This is a genomic window from Allobosea sp. P4_C6, assembly GCF_056402015.1.
The window spans coordinates 50,169-73,737 of sequence record NZ_JBFUIF010000003.1 but is presented as its reverse complement, the minus strand read 5'-3'; the positions used below and the strand labels follow the sequence as shown (position 1 = coordinate 73,737).

General features: G+C 66.1%; 22 protein-coding genes and 1 tRNA gene. 14 read left to right on the top strand and 9 right to left on the bottom strand.

Features of this window, described 5'->3' with window-relative positions; genetic code table 11:
* Positions 1 to 23: 23 nt before the first annotated feature.
* From pdhA to AC1DVA_RS03235, 4 genes are all read right to left on the bottom strand, one after another.
* On the bottom strand, positions 24 to 1,118 hold the full coding sequence (gene pdhA / locus AC1DVA_RS03250) for a pyruvate dehydrogenase (acetyl-transferring) E1 component subunit alpha (protein ID WP_265053440.1): 1,095 nt from the start codon (positions 1,116 to 1,118) through the stop codon (positions 24 to 26).
* 174 nt (positions 1,119 to 1,292) lie between these two features.
* Positions 1,293 to 1,604: an FtsB family cell division protein gene (locus tag AC1DVA_RS03245; protein WP_265053439.1), complete on the bottom strand. Its 312-nt coding sequence runs from the start codon at positions 1,602 to 1,604 to the stop codon at positions 1,293 to 1,295.
* 69 nt (positions 1,605 to 1,673) lie between these two features.
* Positions 1,674 to 1,748, bottom strand: a tRNA-Lys gene (locus tag AC1DVA_RS03240).
* 89 nt (positions 1,749 to 1,837) lie between these two features.
* Positions 1,838 to 2,530: a GntR family transcriptional regulator gene (locus AC1DVA_RS03235; RefSeq protein WP_476804949.1), complete on the bottom strand. Its 693-nt coding sequence runs from the start codon at positions 2,528 to 2,530 to the stop codon at positions 1,838 to 1,840.
* A 197-nt stretch (positions 2,531 to 2,727) separates the two neighbouring features.
* Between AC1DVA_RS03235 and aroQ (AC1DVA_RS03230) the strand changes: the two genes are divergently transcribed.
* On the top strand, positions 2,728 to 3,213 hold the full coding sequence (gene aroQ / locus AC1DVA_RS03230; protein ID WP_265053421.1) for a type II 3-dehydroquinate dehydratase: 486 nt from the start codon (positions 2,728 to 2,730) through the stop codon (positions 3,211 to 3,213).
* Positions 3,214 to 3,263: 50 nt separating this feature from the next.
* Here aroQ (AC1DVA_RS03230) and AC1DVA_RS03225 read toward each other — a convergent pair whose 3' ends face one another.
* A complete protein-coding gene (locus tag AC1DVA_RS03225) occupies positions 3,264 to 3,929 on the bottom strand; it encodes a TetR/AcrR family transcriptional regulator (protein WP_265053420.1) in 666 nt (221 codons plus the stop codon).
* A gap of 221 nt (positions 3,930 to 4,150) precedes the next feature.
* On the opposite strand from AC1DVA_RS03225, the gene AC1DVA_RS03220 reads away from it, so the two are divergent.
* The 10 genes from AC1DVA_RS03220 (at position 4,151) to pcaG (ending at position 12,922) form a co-directional block, all read left to right on the top strand.
* Complete coding sequence (locus tag AC1DVA_RS03220) at positions 4,151 to 4,819, top strand: amino acid ABC transporter permease (protein WP_476804948.1); 669 nt, start codon at positions 4,151 to 4,153, stop codon at positions 4,817 to 4,819.
* Positions 4,820 to 4,826: 7 nt separating this feature from the next.
* Positions 4,827 to 5,468, top strand: a complete 642-nt coding sequence (locus tag AC1DVA_RS03215) for an amino acid ABC transporter permease (protein ID WP_265053418.1) — start codon at positions 4,827 to 4,829, stop codon at positions 5,466 to 5,468.
* 51 nt (positions 5,469 to 5,519) lie between these two features.
* Positions 5,520 to 6,353 carry a transporter substrate-binding domain-containing protein gene (locus AC1DVA_RS03210; protein ID WP_265053417.1) on the top strand — a complete coding sequence of 278 codons (834 nt, stop codon included), beginning with the start codon at positions 5,520 to 5,522 and terminating at the stop codon, positions 6,351 to 6,353.
* 68 nt (positions 6,354 to 6,421) lie between these two features.
* Positions 6,422 to 7,153 carry an amino acid ABC transporter ATP-binding protein gene (locus AC1DVA_RS03205; RefSeq protein WP_476805034.1) on the top strand — a complete coding sequence of 244 codons (732 nt, stop codon included), beginning with the start codon at positions 6,422 to 6,424 and terminating at the stop codon, positions 7,151 to 7,153.
* A 36-nt stretch (positions 7,154 to 7,189) separates the two neighbouring features.
* Complete coding sequence (aroQ, locus tag AC1DVA_RS03200; RefSeq protein WP_476804947.1) at positions 7,190 to 7,639, top strand: type II 3-dehydroquinate dehydratase; 450 nt, start codon at positions 7,190 to 7,192, stop codon at positions 7,637 to 7,639.
* Between the two features lie 11 nt (positions 7,640 to 7,650).
* On the top strand, positions 7,651 to 8,715 hold the full coding sequence (locus AC1DVA_RS03195; RefSeq protein ID WP_476804946.1) for a Gfo/Idh/MocA family protein: 1,065 nt from the start codon (positions 7,651 to 7,653) through the stop codon (positions 8,713 to 8,715).
* Positions 8,712 to 9,542: a shikimate dehydrogenase family protein gene (locus AC1DVA_RS03190; RefSeq protein WP_265053414.1), complete on the top strand. Its 831-nt coding sequence runs from the start codon at positions 8,712 to 8,714 to the stop codon at positions 9,540 to 9,542. Before AC1DVA_RS03195 ends, AC1DVA_RS03190 begins: the two co-directional genes overlap by 4 nt.
* 13 nt (positions 9,543 to 9,555) lie before the next feature.
* On the top strand, positions 9,556 to 11,463 hold the full coding sequence (locus tag AC1DVA_RS03185; protein WP_476804945.1) for a bifunctional sugar phosphate isomerase/epimerase/4-hydroxyphenylpyruvate dioxygenase family protein: 1,908 nt from the start codon (positions 9,556 to 9,558) through the stop codon (positions 11,461 to 11,463).
* Positions 11,464 to 11,502: 39 nt separating this feature from the next.
* On the top strand, positions 11,503 to 12,222 hold the full coding sequence (gene pcaH / locus AC1DVA_RS03180) for a protocatechuate 3,4-dioxygenase subunit beta (protein WP_476804944.1): 720 nt from the start codon (positions 11,503 to 11,505) through the stop codon (positions 12,220 to 12,222).
* Positions 12,206 to 12,922: a protocatechuate 3,4-dioxygenase subunit alpha gene (pcaG, locus tag AC1DVA_RS03175; RefSeq protein WP_476804943.1), complete on the top strand. Its 717-nt coding sequence runs from the start codon at positions 12,206 to 12,208 to the stop codon at positions 12,920 to 12,922. Before pcaH ends, pcaG begins: the two co-directional genes overlap by 17 nt.
* A 137-nt stretch (positions 12,923 to 13,059) precedes the next feature.
* Here the strand turns inward: pcaG and mfd are convergent, their stop codons facing one another.
* On the bottom strand, positions 13,060 to 16,608 hold the full coding sequence (gene mfd, locus AC1DVA_RS03170; protein WP_476804942.1) for a transcription-repair coupling factor: 3,549 nt from the start codon (positions 16,606 to 16,608) through the stop codon (positions 13,060 to 13,062).
* Between the two features lie 121 nt (positions 16,609 to 16,729).
* Positions 16,730 to 17,026 (bottom strand): FAD assembly factor SdhE, encoded by a 297-nt coding sequence (locus AC1DVA_RS03165; RefSeq protein WP_476804941.1) that lies wholly within the window; start codon positions 17,024 to 17,026, stop codon positions 16,730 to 16,732.
* Between the two features lie 172 nt (positions 17,027 to 17,198).
* Here AC1DVA_RS03165 and recG point away from each other — a divergent pair, with 172 nt between their 5' ends.
* Complete coding sequence (recG, locus tag AC1DVA_RS03160) at positions 17,199 to 19,301, top strand: ATP-dependent DNA helicase RecG (protein ID WP_476804940.1); 2,103 nt, start codon at positions 17,199 to 17,201, stop codon at positions 19,299 to 19,301.
* A gap of 86 nt (positions 19,302 to 19,387) precedes the next feature.
* Positions 19,388 to 20,227 (top strand): AraC family transcriptional regulator, encoded by an 840-nt coding sequence (locus tag AC1DVA_RS03155; RefSeq protein WP_476804939.1) that lies wholly within the window; start codon positions 19,388 to 19,390, stop codon positions 20,225 to 20,227.
* Between the two features lie 6 nt (positions 20,228 to 20,233).
* Here the strand turns inward: AC1DVA_RS03155 and AC1DVA_RS03150 are convergent, their stop codons facing one another.
* On the bottom strand, positions 20,234 to 20,965 hold the full coding sequence (locus AC1DVA_RS03150; protein WP_476804938.1) for a DUF502 domain-containing protein: 732 nt from the start codon (positions 20,963 to 20,965) through the stop codon (positions 20,234 to 20,236).
* 126 nt (positions 20,966 to 21,091) lie between these two features.
* Between AC1DVA_RS03150 and AC1DVA_RS03145 the strand changes: the two genes are divergently transcribed.
* Entirely contained in the window at positions 21,092 to 21,478 is a 387-nt protein-coding gene (locus tag AC1DVA_RS03145) for a YbaN family protein (protein WP_442864975.1), read from the top strand.
* Positions 21,479 to 21,631: 153 nt separating this feature from the next.
* On the opposite strand, the gene glmS is transcribed toward AC1DVA_RS03145, so the two are convergent.
* Positions 21,632 to 23,458, bottom strand: coding sequence for a glutamine--fructose-6-phosphate transaminase (isomerizing) (gene glmS / locus AC1DVA_RS03140; RefSeq protein ID WP_476804937.1), 1,827 nt, complete (start codon positions 23,456 to 23,458; stop codon positions 21,632 to 21,634).
* Between the last annotated feature and the right edge of the window lie 111 nt (positions 23,459 to 23,569).

Here is a 23,569-nt window from a genome sequence, read left to right as displayed (position 1 = left end):
GAAAGGACGAGGCGGGCGCGGGCTCAGCCCTGCGCCGGCTCCAGCAGGATGTCGGTGTAGAGCTCCGACGGATCGGGCTCGGGATCATGCGTCGCGAACTCGGCCGCGTCGTTGACGATCTCGCGGACCTTCGCATCCACCGCCTTCAGCTCGTCCTCGCCGATCTGGAAATCGCGGACGAGGCGCGCCCTCACCTGCTCGATCGGATCATGCTCCTCGCGCATGCGCTGGACCTCGTCCTTGGAGCGGTATTTCGCCGGGTCCGACATCGAGTGGCCGCGATAGCGATAGGTCTGCATCTCCAGGATGTAGGGCCCCTTGCCGGAGCGGGCGTGCTCGATCGCACGCTGTCCTGCCTCGCGCACGGCGCGTACGTCCATGCCGTCGACCTGCTCGCCGGGGATGCCGAAGGAGACGCCCCGGCGGGAGAAATCCGTCTGGGCCGAGGCGCGGCTCACCGCGGTGCCCATGGCATAGCGGTTGTTCTCGATGATGAAGATGACCGGCAGCTTCCAGAGCTGGGCCATGTTGAAGCTCTCGTAGACCTGGCCCTGATTGGCGGCGCCGTCGCCGAAATAGGTCATCGATACCGTGTTGTCGCCACGGTACCAGTCGGCGAAGGCCAGGCCCGTGCCGAGGGAGACCTGCGCGCCGACGATGCCGTGGCCGCCGTAGAAGTTCTTCTCACGCGAGAACATGTGCATGGAGCCGCCCTTGCCGCGCGAATAGCCGCCGCGTCGGCCGGTCAGCTCCGCCATCACGCCGCGCGATTCCATGCCGCAGGCCAGCATGTGGCCGTGGTCACGATAGCCGGTGATGACCTGGTCGCCGTCCTTGGAGGCCATCTGCATGCCGATGACGACGGCTTCCTGGCCGATATAGAGATGGCAGAAGCCGCCGATCAGCCCCATGCCGTACATCTGGCCGGCTTTTTCCTCGAAGCGCCGGATCAGCAGCATCTCGCGATAGGCGTGGAGGTCTTCTTCCTTGGTGAAGGTCGGCGCGTTGCTGAGGGCGGAGGTCTTTCCCGCTCCTTCCTTGGCGGCTCTTGCCTTTGCCGGCTTCGCGGCGGCTTTCGGTTGAGCGGGAGCTTTCGACTTACGCGCAGCAACAGCCATCAGGCGGCCCTCCAAGATCGTTCGACCTTTGTTGTAGAGGATCGCAAAAACCTTGGCGAGGACGCTATCTCGCAATGCAGCATGATCTAACTCGTTGAAAAAACGAGAAACTCCATGCGTAACTGGTTTTCAGTTAATCGATACGTCTGGGACTATGTGCCGTATCGTTAGAGCTCAGCGGCCCATGATGACTACGTCGTTCTTATGAGTGCGGCCGAGGGTGCTGCGCGCGTTCTCTTCCAGCAGGTCGCGGTCCACGGCCTCGTCCCGCACGAGGGCGAGCCGATGCTCCCAGGATTTGCGCTCGGTCACAAGCGCGGCGAGCTCGGCCTCCATGTCGCGCAGCGATTCCCTGACGGCGCCTCGTGCCTCGAGACCACGAGCGCCATGCTGCGCATGGAACATGAAATAGGCGACGGCCGCTCCCGACACGAGATAGAGCGCCAATGTCACGAAGATGGAGCGGAGGCCGCGGCGGATAACCATGGCACCACGCTACGGAGGCTTGGTTTCCGACCGGTTAACGCGCGGCGCGAAGCGAGACGCCTGCTGCACTGGTGAGCGGGGTGGGGATCGAACCCACGACCACATGATTAAAAGTCACGTGCTCTACCACTGAGCTACCCGCCCTCACCGAGGCGCTCACATACGGAGCCATGTGGCCCGGGTCAACTCGCTCGATGAAGAAGTCTCCATTCGGGCACCGCGTGGCCGGCCCGTCAATCCAGAAGGCCTCGCTCGAAGGCGACGTCGATGCAGCCATGGATATGGCCGTGCAGGAGCCGCTGTCCCTCGGTGGCGTCGCGGCGCAACGCGCAGTCGAGCAAGGCGCGGTGCTCGCCGATCGAGGCTGGCCCCCAGAAGATGAAGAAAACCATCTGATAGCGCAGATAGCGCTCGTAGATCCCCGCATGGAGATCGAGCAGCGCCTTCGAGCCGCAGGCGGACACCAGCGCCTGATGGAATTCGAAATCGTAGCGCTTCCATTGCTGCGTGCCGGAATCGTCGCCCGCGAGCAGCCGTTCCTCCATGCGGGCGAGCTTGTGATGGGCGGCGACGACGCGCCCTTCCCACTCCATGTCGCCCGCCGCGAAGGATTGCGCGAGGGCATGGCTCTCGATCAGCAGGCGGAGATCGGCAAGCTCCTTGAGGTCGCGGGCCGAGCATGGCGCGACCTGAAAGCCACGCTGCCCTTCGGCGACAACGAGCCCCTCCGGAGTCAGGCGGTTCAAGATCTCGCGCAAGGTGCTGATGCCGACACCATAGACGGAGCGCAGCTTGTCCAGCGTCAGCCTCTGGCCCGGCTGCAGGCGGCCGAACACGATGTCCTGCCGGATCCGCTCATAGGCCTGCTCGCCCGTCGAAAGCGCGGCGACGTCATCGCCGCCGATATCGAGTGCTGCTTCCGTCATTCCGCCTCGCATCGCCTTGTCTGGTTGAAGATAGGCCGCCCTGCCGCGCCGACCAACAAGAAAAGCTGGTCTTTCATGAATTAGCTGATGATTCAAAAATTATCAGTTGATCTGCGATCGGGCCTCGATAAGATCGGCCGCATAAGAAGTGGATCGGGGCCATGAGTTCCGTTCCAGATCAGTCCCGGGAGGACGCGATGTCGGCAAGCGAGAAGCCGGCCGGGCACGCTGGCGAACAGCGTGGGCGCGGCTGCATCTACATCCTGAACGGGCCGAACCTGAACCTGCTCGGGCAACGCGAGCCGGCGGTCTATGGCACCACCACGCTGGCGCAGATCGGCGAGCGCTGCGAGGCTAAGGCGAAGGCGCTCGGCTTCACGGTGGATTTTCGCCAGACCAATTTCGAGGGTGAGCTGGTCGAGAGCGTGCACCAGGCGCGCCAGGAGGCCTGCGGGATCATCATCAACCCGGCCGGCTACAGCTTCACCTCGGTTGCCCTGCTCGATGCGCTCAAGATGTTCGAGCGCCCCAAGATCGAGCTGCACATCTCGAACGTGCATGCGCGGGAGAGCATCTACCACAACTCGCTGGTCTCACGGACCGCGACCGGGATCATCATCGGGCTCGGCGCCGCGGGCTACGAGATCGCGATCCAGGCGATGGCCGGCATGGTGGAAGGCTGATGATGACATCAGCCGCCGACAGCCGGATCGCCGGCATGGAACGGCGGCTCTCAGCGGCGCAGCGTGCGCAGCACGGTGTCAATCGCCGCGGCCCTTCGGCGCGCCAGCGCCTCGGGCGCGCCCATGTCGTGGCCGAAGACCTGCTGGATGCTGGCACGGTTCGAGACGTTGTAGAAGGCGAGCGCGCTGATCGTCAGATGGATGTCGATCGCCTCGATCCCGGCCCGGAACGTGCCGTCCGATACGCCACGCTTGTAAGCCTCGCGGATCATGTCGATCGCCGAGAGGTTGAGCGTGGAGATCCGGTCGGAGGTGGCGAGGTGCCGGGCGTGATGGATGTTCTCGATCATCACCATCCGGACGAAATCCGGGTTCTCGGCGTGGTAGTCGAAGGTGAAGCCGGTGAGCAGGGCGATCGCCTCCTCCGGCCCCAGATTGGCAAGGTCGAGGCTGCGTTCGAAGCGCCGAATGCGCTCGTACATCTCCTCGAGGACGGCGCGATAGAGCCCCTCCTTGTCGCCGAAATAGTAGTAGATCATCCGCTTGCTGGTGGCAGTCTTGGCCGCGATCTCGTCGACGCGCGCGCCGCTGAGCCCGTTCTCGACGAACTCCACTCGCGCCGCTTCGAGGATGCTGCGGCGCACGCCTTCCGGGTCCTGGGTCCAGGACGCCGCCTTGCGGCTCGGCTTCTGAGGTGTGGTCGCTGCTTTGCTCATATTCCACCAGAGCCCATGCGGCCCCACTTGCCGGCGACGATGCCCAATTGGACAGGCCGGTTAATTTCGCTTGACCAAATGAACTAACTGGTACATTTAGCATGATGTGGGCACCGCGCAAGCTGGTGCGTTGCAGACAAGGCCCTCGACAAGAAGGGCCGCGAGGACAGACGGGACCCGGATCGACCCCATCGAGAAGGTCGGCCGCTCAGGGAAGCGCCATGAACTACAAGCTCGACTTCGCCCCGGTGATCGAGGGGTTGCCCGATCTGCTGATGGGCTGCCTCGGCACCTTCCTGCTCGCGCTCTGCGGCATGGCTCTCGCCATCGTCATCGGCATCGGCGGCGTGATCCTGCGCGACTCGCGCTTCGCCCCGGTACGCTGGCTGGTGAAGGCCTTCGTCGAGGTGATCCGCAACACACCCTTCCTGGTGCAGATCTTCTTCATCTATTTCGCGCTGCCGCTGGCGGGCTTGCGGCTCGACCCGACACCGACCGCGATCATCGCGCTCGGCATCAATGGCGGTGCCTATGCCATCGAGATCATCCGCGGCGGCGTGCAGTCGATCAGCAAGGGGCAGATCGAGGCTGGCCTCGCGCTCGGCCTGCATAAGGCGCAGGTCTTCCGGCTGATCGTGCTGAAGCCGGCGTTGCGCGCGATCTTTCCTTCGCTCACCAGCCAGTTCGTGCTGCTGACGCTGACGACCAGCGTGGCTTCGGCCATCTCGGCCTATGAGCTGACCTCGGTGGCGCAGCGGATCGAGTCCAACAGTTTCCGCTCCTTCGAGGTCTACGGCACGATCACGCTGTTCTACCTCGTGATTTCCTGGGTGATGATGCGCTTCTTCGCGCAGGTCTCCGCCCGCTACTTCAGCTATCCGGTGAAGTGAGGGCGCCATGGGCTGGAACGAATTCCTCTTCCTTCTCACCGGCTTGAAATGGACCATCGCGCTGTCTGCGATCGGCTTCGTCTTCGGCTCGGTCTCAGGCCTCGGCGTCGCGCTGGCGCGCACCTCCGGCATTTCCGCGCTGGAACGCGTAACTGCCGGCTACATCGCGCTCTTCCAGGGCACGCCGCTGCTGATGCAGCTCTTCGTCGTCTATTATGGATTGGCACTGGTCGGGCTGAGACTTGACGCTTGGGTCGCGGTCGCGATCGGCTTCACCCTGCATGCCAGCGCCTATCTCGGCGAGATCTGGCGCGGTTCGATCGAGGCTGTGCCGAAGGGGCAGACCGAGGCCGCTAAGGCACTGAGCCTCGGCTACGTCTCGCGGACGCGGGACGTGATCCTGCCGCAGGCGATCCGCATCTCGCTGCCGGCGACGATCGGCTTCCTCGTCCAGCTGATCAAGGGCACCTCGCTCGCGGCCATCGTCGGCTTCACCGAGCTGACGCGCGCCGGCAACATCGTCTCCAACCAGATCTTCCAGCCGCTCCTCGTCTTCGGGATCGTCGGCATCCTCTACTTCCTGCTCTGCTGGCCGCTCTCGCTCTACGGCTCGCATCTGGAGCGTCGCCTGGCCATCGCATCGCGATAAGCAAACGGTTCACCACCTAGTCCAACCACCAACCAAAAAAGGGAGAGAAACATGACGAAGATGAAGTCCACCCGCCGCAGCCTGCTGATCGCCGGTGCCGCCGCTCTTGCCCTGCCGGCCTTGCTCGGCACCCCTGCCCTCGCCATCACCCCGGCCGAGATCAAGGCCAAGGGCAAGCTCGTCGTCGGCATCCAGGGCGACAACCCGCCCTGGGGCTTCGTCACCAGCGCCGGCAAGCAGGACGGTCTCGACGCCGATATCGCGACGCTCTTCGCCAAGGAGCTCGGCGTGCAGGTCGAGTTCGTGCCGCTCGAGGTCAACAACCGCATTCCGGCGCTGACGACCGGGCGCGTCGACGTGCTGTTCGCCACCATGGCCATGCTGCCGGAGCGTGCCAAGGCGGTGCAGTTCTCGAAGCCCTATGTCGCCAACACCATCGTGCTGATCGGCCCCAAGAAGGACTCGATCAAGACCAACGAGGACATGGCGCGCTACACGATCGGCGTCGCCAAGGGCGCCGCGCAGGACACGCAGGTGACCAAGAACGCGCCGGCCAACACCACGATCCGCCGCTATGACGGCGATGCGCCCTCGATCCAGGCGCTGGTCTCCGGCCAGGTCCAGGCGCTCGGCGGCAACATCTTCTACATGCAGCGCATCGAGCAGGGCCGGCCCGGCGAGTTCGAGAACAAGCTCGAATTCCAGAACCTCTACAACGGCGCCTGCACCCGCCTCGGCGAGAAGGAAATCAACGCCGCGATCAACACTTTCGTCGACAAGATCAAGGCCAATGGCGAGCTGCAGAAGGTCTACGACAAGTGGATGAAGGTGCCGGTGCACAAGTTCCCGGACAGCCTGGAAGGCATCACCTTCACCGCGAGCTGAGCGCGTAAACGACCGGAGCCAGGGCCATGAACCAGCCTGCCCCCCAGAGCGCCGCTTCGGCGGATGCCATGATCGCCATGATGGATGTCGAGAAATGGTATGGCGACTTCCAGGCCCTGGCCGACATCAACCTCACGGTCCGCAAGGGCGAGCGCATCGTCCTGTGCGGGCCGTCGGGCTCCGGCAAATCGACGTTGATCCGGTGCATCAATCGTCTGGAGGCATACCAGAAGGGTGAGATCCGGGTCGGCGGCACGAAGCTCGGAGACGATGCCAGGACCATCGACGCGGTGCGCCGCGAGGTCGGCATGGTCTTCCAGCACTTCAACCTGTTCCCGCACATGACGGTGCTGCAGAACTGCTTGCTGGCGCCGATGCGCTCGCTCGGTGCCAGCAAAGCCGAGGCCGAGGCCACGGCGCGAAAGCTGCTCGGCCGGGTCAAGATCCTTGAGCAGGCAGACAAATACCCGGCCCAGCTCTCGGGCGGCCAGCAGCAGCGCGTCGCGATCGCGCGCGCTCTCTGCATGAAGCCCAAGGTGATGCTGTTCGACGAGCCGACCTCGGCGCTCGACCCCGAGATGGTCAAGGAGGTGCTCGACACCATGATCGCGCTGGCCGACGAAGGCATGACCATGATCTGCGTCACCCATGAGATGGGCTTTGCCCGGCAGGTGGCCAATCGCGTCATCTTCATGGCCAGCGGCGCCATCGTCGAGGAAGCCCCGCCGGAAGAGTTCTTCCGCAATCCGCGCCAGGAGCGGACGCGGAAGTTTCTCGGCGAGATCCTGCACAAGCACTGAACCGAACCGGCCCGAGTGCCAACGGAAACGCTATCGATGTCACGCCTCGTCTATGTCCTCAACGGCCCGAACCTCAATCTGCTCGGCAAGCGCCAGCCTGACATCTACGGGCATGAGACCCTGGCCGACGTCGAGCGCGACTGCCGCGCGCTTGCCGAGGAACTCGGACTGACGCTGCGCTTCCATCAGTCGAACCGCGAATACGAGCTCATAGACTGGATTCATGAGGCTCGCGAGGAAGCCGGCGGCATCGTCATCAACCCGGCTGCCTTCACCCACACCTCGGTCGCGCTGCTCGATGCGCTCAACACCTTCGAGGGGCCTGTGATCGAGTGCCATATCTCGCAGGTGCATAAGCGCGAGGCCTTCCGGCACCATTCCTATGTCTCGATGCGCTCCGATGGCGTCATCGCCGGCTTCGGCACGCAGGGCTACCAGCTCGCGCTCCGGCGCGTCGCCAAGCTCATCGACGACAAGGCTGCATGAGGATCAATCCGATGCCTCCGGTGAAGATCGCGGTGATGGGTGCGGGGCTTATCGGCAAGCGCCATGCCGCACATGTCATGGCCGAGCCGGGCGCGACCCTGTGCGCGATCATCGATCCGGCTCCCACGGGCCGGGCCTTCGCCGACGAAATCGGCGTGGCGTGGTATCCGGCCTTCGACGGCTTTCCTGTCGCCGAGAGGCCCGATGGCGTCATCGTCGCGACGCCAAACCAGCTCCATGTCGCCAACGGGCTGGAATTGGCCGCCGCCGGCATTCCGATGCTGGTCGAAAAGCCGATCGCGGACAGTGTGGACGGCGCACGCAAGCTGGTCATGGCGGCGGAGGCGGCGGGCGTGCCGCTCCTCGTCGGGCACCACCGGCGCCACAACCCGATGATCCGCAAGGCACGCGAGGCCATCGATGCCGGAAGACTCGGCCGCATCCTGACCCTGACCGGACAGTTCTGGCTGGTGAAGCCCGACGACTATTTCGAGGTCGACTGGCGCCGGCAGGAGGGCGCGGGGCCGATCCTGATCAACCTGATCCACGACATCGACCTCTTCCGCTATCTCTGCGGCGAGGTCACCGGCGTACAGGCGCAGAGTTCCAATGCCGTGCGCGGCAATCCGGCCGAGGAAACCGCCGTGGCCCTGCTGCGCTTCGCCAATGGCGCGCTTGGGGCGGTCAGCGCTTCCGATGCGGTGGTTTCACCCTGGAGCTGGGAGCTGACGACCGGCGAGAACCCGGCCTATCCGCGGCAGGACCAGTCCTGCTACCAGATCGGCGGCACCCATGGATCGCTGACGATCCCGCAGCTGGAACTGTGGAGCCATTCCGACAAGCGCGGTTGGTGGGAGCCGCTGCAGCGGGAGCGCATCCCCTTCGTTCCGGAAGACCCGCTCCAGGCACAGATCCGGCACTTCTGCGCCGTCATCCGCGGCGAGGAGGAACCGCTCGTCTCGGGGCGTGAAGGCCTCGCAACGCTCGCCGTCATCGAGGCCGTGAAGCAGGCGGCGCGCTCGGGCGGCGCGGTCGAGGTTTCGGCCGAGCCCGCTCCGGAGAGGGTCGGCGCATGATCAGCGGCAGAACCCGGATGATCGGCCATATCGGCTTCCCGACCGAGAGCTTCAAGGCGCCCCTGATCTACAATCCCTATTTCGAACGCGAAGGGATCGACGCCGTCGTCATGCCGCTGGGCTGCCGCAGCGAGGACTATCCCGATTTCCTGAAGCTGTTCTTCCGGCTCTCCAATGCCCATGGCGCGCTGGTGACGATGCCGCACAAGGTCACAACGATCGGGCTGGTCGACACGCTGCTGCCGACCGCTGCCATCGCCGGCGCCTGCAATGCGGTGCGGCGCGAGGCCGACGGACGGCTGACCGGCGACATGTTCGACGGCGAAGGCTTCGTGCGCGGCATGCTGCGCAAGGGGCGCAGCGTTGCAGGCGCCCGCGCGCTCGTCGTCGGCGCCGGCGGTGTCGGCTCGGCGATCGCCGCCTCGTTGGCCAGAGCTGGCGTCGCCGAACTAGGCCTTTACGATCAAATGGGAACGGCTGCCCAAGAGCTCGGCCGGCGGCTGACCGCGCATTATCCCGCCTTGCGCGTCGCCACCGGCTCGAACGATCCTGATGGATTCGACATCGTCGTGAACGCGACGCCTCTCGGCATGAAGCCCGGCGACCCGCTGCCGCTCGATACTGGCCGCCTGCCCTCCTCCGCCTTCGTCGGCGAGGTGGTGATGGCGCAGGAGATCACGCCGTTTCTGGCCGCAGCCCGCGAGCGCGGCTGTGCGGTGCAGGTCGGCACCGATATGCTGTTCGAGCAGATCCCGGCCTATCTGGAATTCTTCGGCCTGCCCTCGACCACGGCCGAGGACCTCCGCGCCGTGGCAAAGCTGGGTTGAGAGGAGGCACGTCGTGATTCCATCGATCGCCACCGTCTGCGTCTCCGGCACGCTGCAGGAAAAGCTCGAGGCCATCGCCACCGCCGGCTTCAAGGCAGTCGAGATCTTCGAGAACGACCTGATCGCCTTCCCCGGCTCTCCGACGGAGGTCCGGCGCATCTGCGGCGATCTCGGCCTGACGATCGTCACCTGCCAGCCTTTCCGCGATTTCGAGGGCATGCCGGAAGGCCGCCGCCAACGCGTCTTCGACAGGGCCGAGCGCAAGTTCGACCTGCTGCAGGAACTCGGAACCGATCTGCTCTTCGTCTGCTCGACCGTCTCGCCCGAAGCGCTGGCCGGCATCGACCGACTTGCGGCCGATTTCGCCGAGCTCGGCGAGCGGGCCGGCAAACGCGGCCTGCGTGTCGGCTACGAGGCGCTGGCCTGGGGGCGTCACGTCTTCGACTACCGCGACGCCTGGGAGATCGTGCGCCGGGCGAATCGGCCGGAGGTTGGAATCGTGCTCGATAGCTTCCATATCCTGGCGCGCGGGCTCGACCTCTCGGCGATCGGCACGATCCCGCGCGACAAGATCGCGATGGTGCAGATGGCCGACGCGCCGCTGCTGCAGATGGACCCGCTCTCCTGGAGCCGGCATTGGCGCTGCCTGCCCGGACAGGGCGATCTCGATCTCTCCGGTTTCATGCGCGCGCTGGTCTCGACCGGCTATGACGGCGTGCTCTCGCTTGAAATCTTCAACGACCGCTTCCGCGCCGGCTCAGCCCGCTCGGTGGCTCTCGATGGCCATCGCTCGCTGATATGGCTGCTCGACGAGACCGCGCGGCAGAGCGGCAAGCCCGTGCCCGGTGCTGTCGCGATGCCGCCGCCCGGTCCGGTCGAGGCTGTCGAGTTCATCGAATTCGCCGTCTCCGAAGCGGAACGCCCGGGCTTCGAGAAGCTGCTGCGCGCGCTCGGCTTCGGCCGCACCGGCGCGCATCGCTCGAAGGATGTCGATCTGTGGAGCCAGGGCGATATCCGCATCGTGCTGAACAGCGAGGCTGATGGTTTCGCCCATAGCTACCAGATCACGCATGGCACCTCGGTCTGCGCGCTGGCTCTGCGGGTGCCGGACGCGCAGGCTGCGATCGCACGGGCCAAGGCCCTGCTCGACGTGCCCCATGCCGGAGCGATCGGCCCCGGCGAGCTCGACATCCCCGCCGTGCGCGGTCTCGGTGGCAGCCTCGTCTATTTCCTCGACCGGGCCTCGGCGCTCGGCCGCTGGTCGCAAGTCGATTTCGCGCCGACGGATGAGAGCGACGCGGGCGCCGGCCTCGCCGGCGTCGACCATGTCTCGCAGAGCATGCAGTACGAGGAAATGCTGACCTGGCTGCTGTTCTATTCCTCGCTGCTCGAGACCAGGAAGACGCCGAGCCAGGCAGTGCTGGATCCCGGCGGTGTCGTCCAGAGCCAGGTCATCGAGAGCGGCCTCGACGGGAAGGCCGATCACGGCCTTCGGCTGATCCTCAACGGCTCGCAGAGCCATCGCACGCTCTCGGCCCGCTTCATCACCGACTTCTTCGGCTCCGGCGTGCAGCACATCGCCTTCGCGACTCACGATATCGCGACGACGGTGGAGCGGCTGGCCGCGAATGGCGTCGCCATGCTACCGATCCCCGAGAATTACTACGATGACCTAGAGGCACGCTCCGACCTGACGGCGCAGGAGATCGACGCGATGAAGACGTTGAACATTCTCTATGATAGCGATGCGGGCGGCAGCTTCCGGCAGGCCTATACGCAGACGCTCGATGGCGGATTGTTCTTCGAGATCGTCCAGCGCGACGGCTATGCGGGCTACGGTGCTGCCAATGCCGGCATCCGCCTGACCGCGCAGGCGAGGCTCGCCCGGCCGATCACGGTGCCGGCGCCGAGCCATGGTTGAGGAGAGACGCGTCGACATGTTCGCGAGAAGCCCTTCCCGATGAGCAGCCTGATCCTTCCCTATTCGGCGCTGGATGCCGGCCAACCGGCTTCGCTGCATGCGGAGTATCGTTCGACCGTGGCCCGCAGCCCGCGCCATCAGCCGATCGCGATCCCGCAGACGCTGACCGAGATCACCGGTCCGAGCGACTGGGCGAAGCTGATGGGCCCGGCGATGACCGACCTCACCGCCCAGCACAAGGCCGAGCCTCAGGGCCAGCGCATCGTGGTCACCGGCCGGGTGCTCGACGAGCAGGCGAGGCCTGTTCCCAACACCGTGGTCGAGATCTGGCAGGCCAATGCCGCCGGCCGCTATATCCATGCCAAGGATGACTGGCCGGCGCCGCTCGATCCGAACTTCACCGGTGTCGGCCGCGTCATCACGGATGATCAGGGCCGCTATCGCTATGTCACGATCCGGCCCGGCGCCTATCCCTGGGGCAACCACAAGAACGCCTGGCGCCCGGCCCATATCCATCTTTCGCTGCTGGGGCCGGCCTTCGCCACGCGGCTCGTGACCCAGATGTATTTCCCCGACGATCCGCTGATCGAGATCGACCCGATCGCCAACGCGGTGCCGATGCCCTACCGCCAGCGCATGGTCTCACGCTTCGATATCGGCACCACCGTGCCGAACTGGGCGCTGGGCTATGTTTTCGACATCGTGCTCAAGGGCCGCGACGAGACGCCGTTCGACGACGAGCATGACCACGACCACTGATCTAGCAATCACCGATCTGGAAAGCCGCAATGCGGCGCCGCGGCAGGACAGCCAGGACCCGTCGATCTTCGGCCAGACACCGTGGCAGACGGTGGGTCCGTATTTCCACTACGGCCTGCCCTGGAAGGGCGGCGCCGATCTGGTAGGCCGTTCCGAAATGGGCGCGCGGCCGGACCTGATGCCGCCGGAGCATTTCCTGCTCTCGGGCTCGAACCTCTCCGGCACGCCGGAGGGGGAGGTCATCGCGCTTGCCGGCTGCGTCTACGACGCTGCGGGCGCGCCGATCAACGACGCCATGATCGAGATCTGGCAGGCCAATGCCGCCGGTCGCTACGCCAGCCCCGAGGACGCCCGCGAGGAGGTTCCCCTCGACGGGCATTTCATCGGCTTCGGTCGCGCCTCGACCGACAAGGACGGCGTCTTCCGCTTTCGCACGATCCGGCCCGGCCGCGTGCCCGGCCCCGGCAACAGCCTGCAGGCGCCGCATATCGCGCTCTCGGTCTTCGGCCGCGGGTTGCTGAAGCGTTTGCCGACCCGGCTCTACTTCGCCGATGGCGAGGGCAACGAGACCGACCCGATCCTCGCTCTGGTCCCCGAACCGCGCCGTCACACCCTGGTCGCCCAGCGCAAGCCGGACGGAACCTGGTGGCTCGATATCAATCTGGCCGGCGAGAACGAGACGGTCTTCTTCGATATGTAGAGGGCCGGCCCTCTCATAGTTCGTCATGCTCGGGCTTGACCCGAGCATCTCAGGACGAGAACGCGCCCTTTCCTGCATGAGATTCTCGGGTCTTCGCTTTGCTCCGCCCGAGAATGACCGCTCCATGAAGCGCCCGCTCAGGCCGCTTTCTTCCTTTGTGCGATCCGCGCCAGATCCGTTAGCAACCGCCGCGTTGCCTTCAGGCGCTGCTCGACATTGTCGAAATCGTCGATGAAGACGACGCGCATGTCGGGGCGCACCTTCGCCAGCGTGCCGATCTTCGCGACATAGGAGACCAGCCCTTCCGGATTGGCGAACTCGTTGTCGCGGAAGGCGACGATGATACCCTTCGGCCCGGCCTCGACCTTCTCCACATTGGCGCGCTTGCAGAGCGCCTTGATCGCGACGATCTCCAGAAGCTGATTGACCTCCTCCGGCAGCGGGCCGAAGCGGTCCACCAGCTCGGCGCCGAAGGATTGCAACTCGGCATCGTCGTCCATGGTCGAAAGGCGCTTGTAGAGGGACAGCCGGAGCGAGAGATCGCCGACATAGTGCTCGGGGATCATCACGGGCGCGCCGACCTGGATCGATGGCGACCATTGCGTTTCGGTCTCGAACTCGATGCCGGCCTTGAGCGCCGCCACCGCTTCCTCGAGCATCTGCTGGTAGAGTTCGTAGCCGACTTCCTTGATATGGCCTGACTGCTCGTCGCCGAGCAGGTTGCCGGCGCCTCTGATGTCGAGGTCGTGGCTGGCGAGTTGGAAGCCGGCGCCGAGCGTGTCGAGCGACTGCAGCACCTTGAGGCGCTTCTCGGCCTGCTCGGTCAGCTTCCGGTTGGCCGGCACGGTGAAGAGCGCATAGGCGCGCGTCTTCGAACGGCCGACGCGCCCGCGCAGCTGATAGAGCTGGGCGAGGCCGAACATGTCGGCGCGATGCACGATCAGCGTGTTAGCGGTCGGGATGTCCAGCCCGGATTCGACGATCGTGGTCGAGAGCAGGATATCGTACTGGCCGTCATAGAAGGCGGTCATCACATCTTCCAGCGTGCCTGCCGCCATCTGGCCATGGGCGATGCCGACCTTGGCCTCGGGCACCTGCTTGTCGAGGAAGTCCTTGACCTCGGCGATGTCCTCGATGCGCGGTACGACATAGAAGGAGCGCCCTCCCCGGTAACGCTCGCGCAGCAGCGCCTCGCGCACAATCAGCGGATCGAACGGCGTGACGAAGGTGCGCACCGCGAGGCGGTCGACCGGCGGGGTCGCGATGATCGAGAGCTCACGCACACCGGTCATGGCGAGCTGGAGCGTGCGCGGGATCGGCGTGGCCGAGAGGGTGAGCATATGCACCTCGGCCCGCAGCTCCTTCAGCTTCTCCTTATGGGCGACGCCGAAATGCTGCTCCTCGTCGACGATGACGAGGCCGAGATCCTTGAAGTCGACGCCCTTGCCGAGCAGTGCGTGGGTCCCGACGACGATGTCCATCGTGCCGTCCTTCGCGCCCTGCTTCACCGCCTTGAGATCGGCGCTGCCGACGAAGCGCGAGGCCTGCCCGACATTGACAGGTAAGCCGGCAAAACGATCCGCGAAATTGCGGTAGTGCTGGCGGGCGAGCAGCGTCGTCGGCACCACGACAGCGACCTGCTTGCCGTTCAAGGCGGTGGCGAAGGCGGCGCGCAATGCGACCTCGGTCTTGCCGAAACCGACATCGCCGCAGACGAGCCGATCCATCGGCCGGCCGGCGCCGAGATCGTCGAGCACGGCATCGATGGTGTTCTGCTGGTCTTCCGTCTCCTCATAGGGGAAGCGGGCAATGAACTCGTCGTAGACGCCGGCCGGCGGGACGAGGCGCGGCGCATCCTTGAGCGCGCGCGCCGCTGCGATCTGGATGAGCTTGCTCGCCATCTCGCGGATGCGCTGCTTGAGCTTGGCCTTGCGCGCTTGCCAGCCGCCACCGCCCAGCCGGTCGAGCGCGACCTCGGTGTCTTCCGAGCCGTAGCGCGAGAGCAATTCGATGTTTTCGACCGGCAGGAAGAGCTTCGAATCGCCGGCGTAATGGATCTCCAGGCAGTCATGCGGCGCGCCGGCGGCCGTGATCGATTGCAGGCCGATGAAGCGGCCGATGCCGTGATCGACATGGACGACGAGGTCGCCCGGCGCGAGCGAGGAGAGCTCCGCGATGAAGTCCTGCGGGCGCTTGGTCTTGCGGCGCGGACGCACCAGGCGATCGCCGAGGATGTCCTGCTCGCCGATGACCGCGAGGCGTCCGGCCTCGAAGCCGGTCTCGAAACCCCAGACCGCGAGCGCGACCGTACCGGGCTTGAGATCGAAGGCCGCGCGCAGAGAGCCCGTCATCTGGACGCTCTTCAGGCCATGGTCCTCGAGCACATGGGCAAGGCGCTCGCGCGAACCCTCCGACCAGGCGGCGAGGATGACCCGCTTGCCGTCGCCTTCGAGCGCGCGGACATGGGCGACCGCCGCCTCGAAGACGCTGCCGGAATCACCGGCGCGCTCGGCCGCGAAGCTGCGACCCTGCTTGCCGCCGAGATCGAGGACGAGCTTGCCCTCGCTGTCGGGCAACTGGAACGGTGTCAGGCTGGCGACGCCCGAGGCATCGACGACGCCGCGCCAATCGGCCGGCGACAGATAGAGCGCGTCGGGCGGGAGCGGCTTGTAGGGAACGCCCCCTGCCCCGCCCTGGTCCAGCGCCGCCTTGCGGGCGTCGTAATAGTCCTTGATCAGGCTGATGCGCTCGCCGACCGCATCCTCCGCCTGATGGTCGAGCACCAGCGGTACGTCGGGCAGATAGGTGAAGAGCGTGTCGAGCTTCTCCGCCAGCAGCGGCAGCCAGTGCTCGAGCCCGGCGGGGCGGCGGCCTTCGCTGACCGCTTCGTAAAGCGTGTCGTCGCGGCCAGGCGTGCCGAAGGTCGAGATGTAGGACTGGCGGAAGCGGCGGATGCTCTCGCTCGTCATCTGCGCTTCGGACATGGGCACGAGGTCGAGCCCGCGCAATTGCCCGGTGGTGCGCTGTGTCTCGGGGTCGAAGGTGCGGATCGATTCGAGGCTGTCGCCGAAGAAATCGAGCCGGATCGGCGCCGGCATGCCCGGCGGGAAGAGATCGACGATGCCGCCGCGCACGGCGAACTCGCCGGTCTCGCGCACGGTCGAGGTGCGCAGATAGCCGTTGATGTCGAGCCAGGGCGCCAGCTCCTCGATATCGACCATGTTGCCGGGGGCTGCCGAGAAGCTTTCCGACGCCACCTTGCCGAAAGCCGGAACGCGCTGGAGCGCGGCGTTGACGGTGGTCAGCAACAGGCGCGGCCGCTCGCCCGACTTGGTCTTGGCGAGGCGCGACAGCGTCGTCATCCGGTGCGCCACGATGGCGGGCGCGGGCGAGACGCGGTCATAGGGCTGGCAGTCCCAGGCCGGGAAGCTCATCACTTCCAGGTCCGGCGCGACGAATTGCAGCGCGTTTTCCAGCACCTGCAGGCGCTGGCCGTCGCGGGCGACGAAGACGAGCAGCGCCGCCCCTTCGGCCTTCTTGGCGCGGGCGCGGGTGAGGTCGGCGAGGACGACGGCGTCGAATCCGTCCGGCACGCCGGCAAGCGTCGGCTTGTCGCCGCGGTTCAGCGCATCGAGCAGACGGTCGAGCTGCGGTTTGGCGATCTGGCTGGGAGGAGGAATGCTCATCGGACGGGTATCGTTCTACCAAAAGGCGTCATTCTCGGGCTTGACCCGAGAATCTCGGGACGAGCCGGCTCCGATTCAGAGATGGCCGGGTCAAGCCCGGCCACGACGGCTGTCAGGCCGGTCAGACATGAATCGGCTTGTCGTGATGGTGGAAAGCCTTGAGCTTCCGGAACAGGTCAGTGTCGTAGTTCTCGGGCACTGCGGCTTCCCCGGTCACCCAGCTCAGCAGGTCGCGATCCAGAACCTCGATCAGCCGCTCGAACTCGTCGAGCTCGGCATCGTCGAAGCCGGCGATCGCGTCGTCGGCGAAGCGACCCATGATCAAATCCATTTCGCGCATGCCGCGATGCCAGGCGCGGAAGAGGATCTTGCGGCGGCGCGGATCGAGATCGGCGCTGGAGCGGGTCGAGCCGGACATGAAGAACCTCGGCAAGAAAATGTCAGGTCCGAAAACCTGGGGGATGGCGCAATGACGAACGGGCCGGCCCCGTCGCGGAGCCTGCCTGAGCAGGCTATATAGCGACGCAGCCCGGCGAAGTCAGCGGTCAAGCCGCCGCGATCTTCGCGCTCCTGACAATTGCCGAGACCACTTGCGCCCCTCGATCCTCGACCCGCTCTTCGCACTGGCCACGACGCTTCCCGGCGTCGGGCCGAAGCTCGGCAAGGTTCTCGACCGCTTCCTCGGCGACGAGATGCAGCCGGCGCGCGTCGTCGACCTGCTGTTCCATCTGCCGAGCGGCGCCATCGACCGGCGCCCGAGCCCCACCATCGCGGATGCGCCGATCGGCGACGTCGCGACCTTCACCGCCCGCGTCAGCGAACATCGCGCCGGCCCGCCCGGCAAGGGCAAGGCGCCCTATCGCGTGATCGTCGAGGACGAGACCGGCGACGTCACGCTCGTCTTCTTCCATGCCGATTCCAGGCATCTCGCCCAGAACCTGCCGGTTGGCGCCTTCCGCATCATTTCCGGCAAGCTGGAGCTTTGGGAAGGGATGCGCCAGATGGTGCATCCCGAGCGCATCCTCGACCCCAAGCTCGCATCCACCCTGCCGGCCTTCGAGCCGGTCTACCCGCTGACCGAGGGAATCGGCCCCCGCGTCATGATGCGGATCGCGCAGGGCGCCGCCGAGCGCTGCCCGGACATGCCGGAATGGCAGGATGCCGGCTTCCTCGCAAAGAACGACTTCCCCAGCTTCCATGAAGCGGTCGAGACGCTGCATCATCCGGCCGATCGCAAGGCGGCCGAGGGCGACACCGTCGCGCGCCGGCGCATCGGCTATGACGAATTGCTGGCGAGCCAGATCGCCCTCGCTCTCGTTCGCCGCCAGCAGAAGAAGATCGCCGGGCGCGCCACCAGCGGCGATGGCGGGGTGCGCTTCCGCATCCAATCCGCCCTGCCCTTCGAACTGACCGAGGGCCAGCGCAAGGCGATCGCCGATATCCATGCCGACATGGCCAAGCCCGAGCGCATGCTCAGGCTGCTGCAGGGCGATGTCGGCTCGGGGAAGACGGTGGTGGCCCTGATGGCGATGGCCGCCGCTGCCGAGGCCGGCCGGCAATCGGTGCTGATGGCGCCGACCGAAATCCTGGCGCGCCAGCATGCCGAGCGGTTGGCGCCGCTGGCCGAGAAGGCCGGGCTGAAGCTCGCTTTGCTCACCGGGCGCGAGAAGGGCGCCGGACGACGGCAGGTGCTCGAAGGGCTGTCTGATGGCAGCATCGACATAGCGGTCGGCACTCACGCGCTGTTCCAGGAGGGCGTCGGCTTCCACGATCTGGCGCTCGCCGTCGTCGACGAGCAGCATCGCTTCGGCGTGCATCAGCGCCTGCTTCTCGGCTCCAAAGGCGAGGCCGTCGACGTGCTGGTGATGACCGCGACGCCGATCCCGCGCACGCTGGCGCTGACCTGGTTCGGCGACATGGATGTCTCGATCCTCTCGGAGAAGCCGGCGGGGCGGAAACCGATCGTGACCCGCGCCATCTCCTCCGAGCGCTATGACGAGGTCGTCGGCGCCATCGGCCGGGCGGTGGAGACCAGCCAGCAGGTCTATTGGGTTTGCCCGCTGGTGCAGGAATCCGACACGTTGGACGTCGCTGCCGCGCAGGAGCGCTACGAGGCGCTGCGCGAGATCTTCGGCGACAAGGTGGGGCTCCTGCATGGCCAGATGCCCGGACGCGAGAAGGATGCGGCCATGGCCGCCTTCGTCGCGGGCCAGACCCGCATTCTCGTCGCAACCACGGTGATCGAGGTCGGGGTCGACGTGCCCAACGCCAGCGTCATGGTGATCGAGCATGCCGAGCGCTTCGGCCTTGCCCAGCTCCATCAGCTGCGCGGACGGATCGGGCGCGGCTCGGCGGCGTCGACCTGCCTGCTGCTCTACAAGGGGCCGCTCGGCCCGGTCGCCGAGGCGCGGCTCACCATCATGCGCGAGACCGAGGACGGCTTCCGCATCGCCGAGGAGGACCTGCGTCTGCGCGGCGAAGGCGAGGTACTCGGCACCAAGCAATCGGGCTCGCCGGACTGGCGCATCGCGCGCCCGGAAACCGATGGCGACCTGCTGGCGGCGGCACGTGACGATGCGCGTCTCATGATCGAGCGCGACCCGCATCTGGAGACGCCGCGTGGCCAGGCGATGCGCATCCTGCTCTATCTGTTCGAGCGGGATGTTGCGATCCGGCTGCTGCGGGCGGGCTAGAGCCTTCGCGTTGCGGTCGCAGCAAGCGCGATCAAGCGGCCGCCGGAACGATCGGTCACGGTGCCGCGTGCCTTCGTGAGGAGACCATGGACCCTGTCGCCAAAGCCGTCTGGTGCGTCGAAAGCCGCTTCGCTTCGGGAATCTCGCTCGACGAGATCGCCGAAGTCGGCGGGGTCTCGCGCTTCCATCTCTGCAGGGCCTTCGGGGTCGCGACCGGTCGATCGGTGATGCGCTATGTGCGCGAGCGCCGGCTGACCGAAGCGGCCCGCAAGCTGGCAGACGGCGCGCCGGATATCCTCTCCGTCGCGCTCGACTGGGGCTACGGCTCGCACGAGGCATTCACCCGCGCCTTCCGCGATCAGTTCGGCATCACGCCGGAGCAATTGCGCGACAGGGGCGATCTCGAAGGCCTGAATCTCGTGGAGCCGATCCTGATGACCAGCATGCCCACTCTCCCCCTCGCACCGCCGCGTTTCGTCGAAGGCAAGAGCCTTCTCGTCGCCGGTCTCGGCGGCCATTTCACTTACGAGACGAGCACTGCCGGCATTCCCTCGCTCTGGCAGCGTTTCGCCCCGCATATCGGGCATGTGCCCGGACAGGCCGGCGGAATGACGAGCTACGGCGTCTGCGTGAACGCCGATGACAACGGCGCCTTCGACTATATCGCCGGCGTGGAGGTCAAAGGCTTCGACGGCCTGTCCGACGATTTCGCGCGGGTGCGGATTCCGGCCCAGAGCTACGCGGTCTTCACCCATCGCGAGCATATCAGCGCGATCAAGGCCAGCTTCGACACGATCTTCCGGGATTGGCTGCCGAAATCCGGCCACAGCCTGACGGAAGGCCCCTGCTACGAGCTCTATGACGAGCGCTTCGATCCGCAGAGCGGCAATGGCGAGGTCGAAATCTGGATTCCGGTCAAATCCTGAGCCTTCTCAGGCGACAGGGGCCGGCAGCTCGGTCCCGGCCTTCGGCTTGCCGTTCTGCTCGCCGGGCTGGATCAGCCCGGCCGACATGATGAGCTTGGCGCCGTCCTCGACCGAGATCGACAGTTCGACGACCTCGCGACGCGGCAGATAGAAGAAGAAGCCTGTGGTCGGGTTCGGCGTGCAGGGCAGGAAGACGCCGATCTGCTGGTCGCCCGGTTCCTGGCCATCCGGCAGGCGCCCGGCGATCTCGGGCGCCGCTTCCTGCGCGATGAAGACGATCGACCACATGCCCGGCTGCGGGAACTGCACCATGCCGACCTTGCGGAACGACGTTCCCGATTGCGAGAAGATCGTCTCGAAGACCTGCTTCACACCCTTGTAGAGGCTGCGCACCACCGGCATCCGGTCGAGGATCGCCTCGCCGGCGCGGAGCAGCGACCGGCCGACGAGGTTGGCTGTCAGGAAGCCCAGCAGCGTCAACCCGATCAGCGCGATAATGAGGCCGAAGCCGGGTATCGGATAAGGCAGATAGGAATCGGGCAGATAGGAATTCGGGATGAGCGGCTTCACCAGCCCGTCGATGAAGTTGATGAACCACCAGGTCACAGATGCCGTGATGGCGAGCGGCGCCGCGATGACGAGCCCGGTCAGGAAGTAGCGACGCAAGCGCGCGCCCCAGGTCGGGCGCAGGATTTCCGTCGGAAGGACGAGGCGGGGATCGGGCGGGCCGGCAGTCATTCGTCTCCCCACGTCACCGGTGTGCCTGCCCACCCGCTTGCGGGCGCAGTCTCGCACCGCGATATGACAAGATAGGCGAGGCTGCGGCATTCGCCAGCCCCGATAGATGCAAGCAAGGACGAGGCCGTGGATAAGGACGATCCGGCGCGACGCCGCTGGCACCGGCCGCTTATGTTCGCGGCGGGCTGGGTCTTCACGGCGCTCGGCATCGTCGGCCTCATCCTGCCGCTGATGCCGGGCACGGTGTTCCTGATTCTCGCTGCCTGGTGCTTCTCGCGCTCCTCGCCGCGCTTCGAGGCCTGGCTCGTCGGACATCCGCGGCTCGGCCCGCATGTGCGGCGCTGGCGCGAGACCGGCGCCATCGCGCGGCGGGCGAAATACCTTGCCTGCGGCTCGATGGTGCTGAGCTTCGGCCTGCTGACGCGGACGAGCGCGCCGCCGATCGCGCTGGTGACCACGGCGCTCTGCCTGATCAGCGCCGGCGCCTATGTGGCGAGCCGGCCGGAAGCCTGACAGCCCGCGTCATGCTCGGGCTTGACCCGAGCATCTTCCGAGGAAGGGGTTCCAGAGCCTATTCCTGCCCGAGACTGGCTGGTCTGCCTCCTTGGGCCGATCAAAGATCGGAGCCGAGGGCTCCACCCGAGAATGACGGCAAGCCCGCCGACCTCACTCGACGGTGACGGATTTCGCCAGGTTGCGCGGCTGGTCCACGTCCTTGCCCATGAAAACCGCCGTCTGATAGGCGATCATCTGGATCGGCAGGGCATAGACGATCGGCGCGAAGGTCGGGGCCATATCCGGCATGATGATCGTCGCTTCGGGCTCGATGCCGCATTCGGCGGCACCCTTGGCGTCGGTGATCAGGATGATGCGGCCGCCGCGCGCCGCGACCTCCTGCATGTTCGAGGCGGTCTTCTCGAAGAGCGAATCGTAAGGCGCGACGACGATGACCGGCATGTCCTCGTCGATCAGGGCGATCGGGCCATGCTTCAGCTCGCCCGCCGGATAACCTTCGGCGTGGATGTAGCTGATTTCCTTGAGCTTCAGTGCCCCTTCCAGCGCCAGCGGGTAACTGGTGCCGCGGCCGAGATAAAGCACGTCCTTCGCCCGGGAGAGCTTGTGCGAGAGCTGCTCGATCTGCGGCTCCAGCTCGAGCGCCTTGGCGATCAGGCCGGGGAGCGCGATCAGGCTCTCGACATGGCGCGCTTCATCCGCGGCCGACAGCGTGCCGCGCCCGCGCGCCGCGGCCAGCGCCAGACAGGCGAGCGTGGTGAGCTGGCAAGTGAAGGCCTTGGTCGAGGCGACGCCGATCTCAGGGCCGGCGAGCGTCGGCGCGACAGCGTCGCTCTCGCGGGCGATGGTCGAGGTCGGCACGTTCACCACCGAGAGGACGGTCTGCTTCTCCTGCTTCGCGTAGCGCAGGCAAGCGAGCGTGTCGGCGGTTTCGCCCGATTGGGAGACGAACAGCGCGAGCCCGTCCGCCGGCAGCGGCGCCTCGCGATAGCGGAACTCGGAGGCGACATCGATCTCGACCGGCAGGCGGGCAAGCTTCTCGAACCAGTACTTCGCGGTCAGCCCGGCATAATAGGCCGTGCCGCAAGCGGAGACCGACAGCCGCGACAGCTTCTTCCAGTCGATCTTGTCCTGGAACGGCAGGCGCACGGTCCCGTTCGCCATGTCGAGGTATTGGGTCAGCGTATGGCCGACGACCTCGGGCTGCTCGTAGATCTCCTTGGCCATGAAATGGCGGTGATTGCCCTTCTCGACCAGAAAAGCACCCGTCGCGACGCGCTGGGCGCGGCGTTCGACGAGCGCATTGCTCTTGTCGTAGAAAGTCGCGCCCCTGCGATTGAGGACGACCCAGTCACCCTCCTCCAGATAGGCGATGAGGTTGGTGAATGGCGCGAGCGCCAGCGCGTCCGAGCCGAGATACATCTCGCCGTCGCCGACGCCGACCGCCAGGGGCGAGCCCTTGCGAGCGCCGATCAGCAGGTCTTCCTCGCCCTGGAACAGGAAGGCGAGCGCGAAGGCGCCATGCAGGCGCGGCAGACTCGCCGCCACGGCTTCGACCGGCGTCTTGCCGTGGTCGAGCTCTCGGGTGACGAGATGGGCGACGATCTCGGTGTCGGTTTCAGTCGCGAAGACGTAGCCGTCGGCCTGCAGCTCGGTTCGCAGCTCGCGGAAGTTCTCGATGATGCCGTTATGGACGACCGCGAGCTTCTCGGTGGCATGCGGATGGGCATTGGTCTCGTTGGGCTTGCCATGGGTCGCCCAGCGGGTGTGGCCGATACCAATGAGGCCCTCGAGCGGCTCGTTCGAGAGGCGGATCTCGAGGTTCTTGAGCTTGCCCTCGGCCCGGCGGCGGGTCAGCCTTCCCGCTTCCAGCGTTGCGACGCCGGCGGAGTCGTAGCCACGATATTCCAGCCGCCGCAGCGCCTCGACGACCTGCGTCGCGACTGCTTCCTTGCCGAGAATCCCGACGATGCCGCACATGGGGCGAACCTCTCAAGCCATTGCCGTTGGCGAAAGCGCATAGCCGCGAAAAGCGCGCCTGCCCAATCAATCTACATGACGAACTGTGAACGGCGGATTGCCCGATCCACC

Coding starts and splice junctions, on each gene's coding strand:
- pdhA (WP_265053440.1), bottom strand. CDS start 1,118: ATGGCTGTTGCTGCGCGTAAGTCGAAAGCTCCCGCTCAACCGAAAGCC.
- AC1DVA_RS03245 (WP_265053439.1), bottom strand. CDS start 1,604: ATGGTTATCCGCCGCGGCCTCCGCTCCATCTTCGTGACATTGGCGCTC.
- AC1DVA_RS03235 (WP_476804949.1), bottom strand. CDS start 2,530: ATGACGGAAGCAGCACTCGATATCGGCGGCGATGACGTCGCCGCGCTT.
- aroQ (WP_265053421.1), top strand. CDS start 2,728: ATGTCGGCAAGCGAGAAGCCGGCCGGGCACGCTGGCGAACAGCGTGGG.
- AC1DVA_RS03225 (WP_265053420.1), bottom strand. CDS start 3,929: ATGAGCAAAGCAGCGACCACACCTCAGAAGCCGAGCCGCAAGGCGGCG.
- AC1DVA_RS03220 (WP_476804948.1), top strand. CDS start 4,151: ATGAACTACAAGCTCGACTTCGCCCCGGTGATCGAGGGGTTGCCCGAT.
- AC1DVA_RS03215 (WP_265053418.1), top strand. CDS start 4,827: ATGGGCTGGAACGAATTCCTCTTCCTTCTCACCGGCTTGAAATGGACC.
- AC1DVA_RS03210 (WP_265053417.1), top strand. CDS start 5,520: ATGACGAAGATGAAGTCCACCCGCCGCAGCCTGCTGATCGCCGGTGCC.
- AC1DVA_RS03205 (WP_476805034.1), top strand. CDS start 6,422: ATGATCGCCATGATGGATGTCGAGAAATGGTATGGCGACTTCCAGGCC.
- aroQ (WP_476804947.1), top strand. CDS start 7,190: ATGTCACGCCTCGTCTATGTCCTCAACGGCCCGAACCTCAATCTGCTC.
- AC1DVA_RS03195 (WP_476804946.1), top strand. CDS start 7,651: ATGCCTCCGGTGAAGATCGCGGTGATGGGTGCGGGGCTTATCGGCAAG.
- AC1DVA_RS03190 (WP_265053414.1), top strand. CDS start 8,712: ATGATCAGCGGCAGAACCCGGATGATCGGCCATATCGGCTTCCCGACC.
- pcaH (WP_476804944.1), top strand. CDS start 11,503: ATGAGCAGCCTGATCCTTCCCTATTCGGCGCTGGATGCCGGCCAACCG.
- pcaG (WP_476804943.1), top strand. CDS start 12,206: ATGACCACGACCACTGATCTAGCAATCACCGATCTGGAAAGCCGCAAT.
- mfd (WP_476804942.1), bottom strand. CDS start 16,608: ATGAGCATTCCTCCTCCCAGCCAGATCGCCAAACCGCAGCTCGACCGT.
- AC1DVA_RS03165 (WP_476804941.1), bottom strand. CDS start 17,026: ATGTCCGGCTCGACCCGCTCCAGCGCCGATCTCGATCCGCGCCGCCGC.
- AC1DVA_RS03155 (WP_476804939.1), top strand. CDS start 19,388: ATGGACCCTGTCGCCAAAGCCGTCTGGTGCGTCGAAAGCCGCTTCGCT.
- AC1DVA_RS03150 (WP_476804938.1), bottom strand. CDS start 20,965: ATGACTGCCGGCCCGCCCGATCCCCGCCTCGTCCTTCCGACGGAAATC.
- glmS (WP_476804937.1), bottom strand. CDS start 23,458: ATGTGCGGCATCGTCGGGATTCTCGGCAAGGAAGCAGTCGCGACGCAG.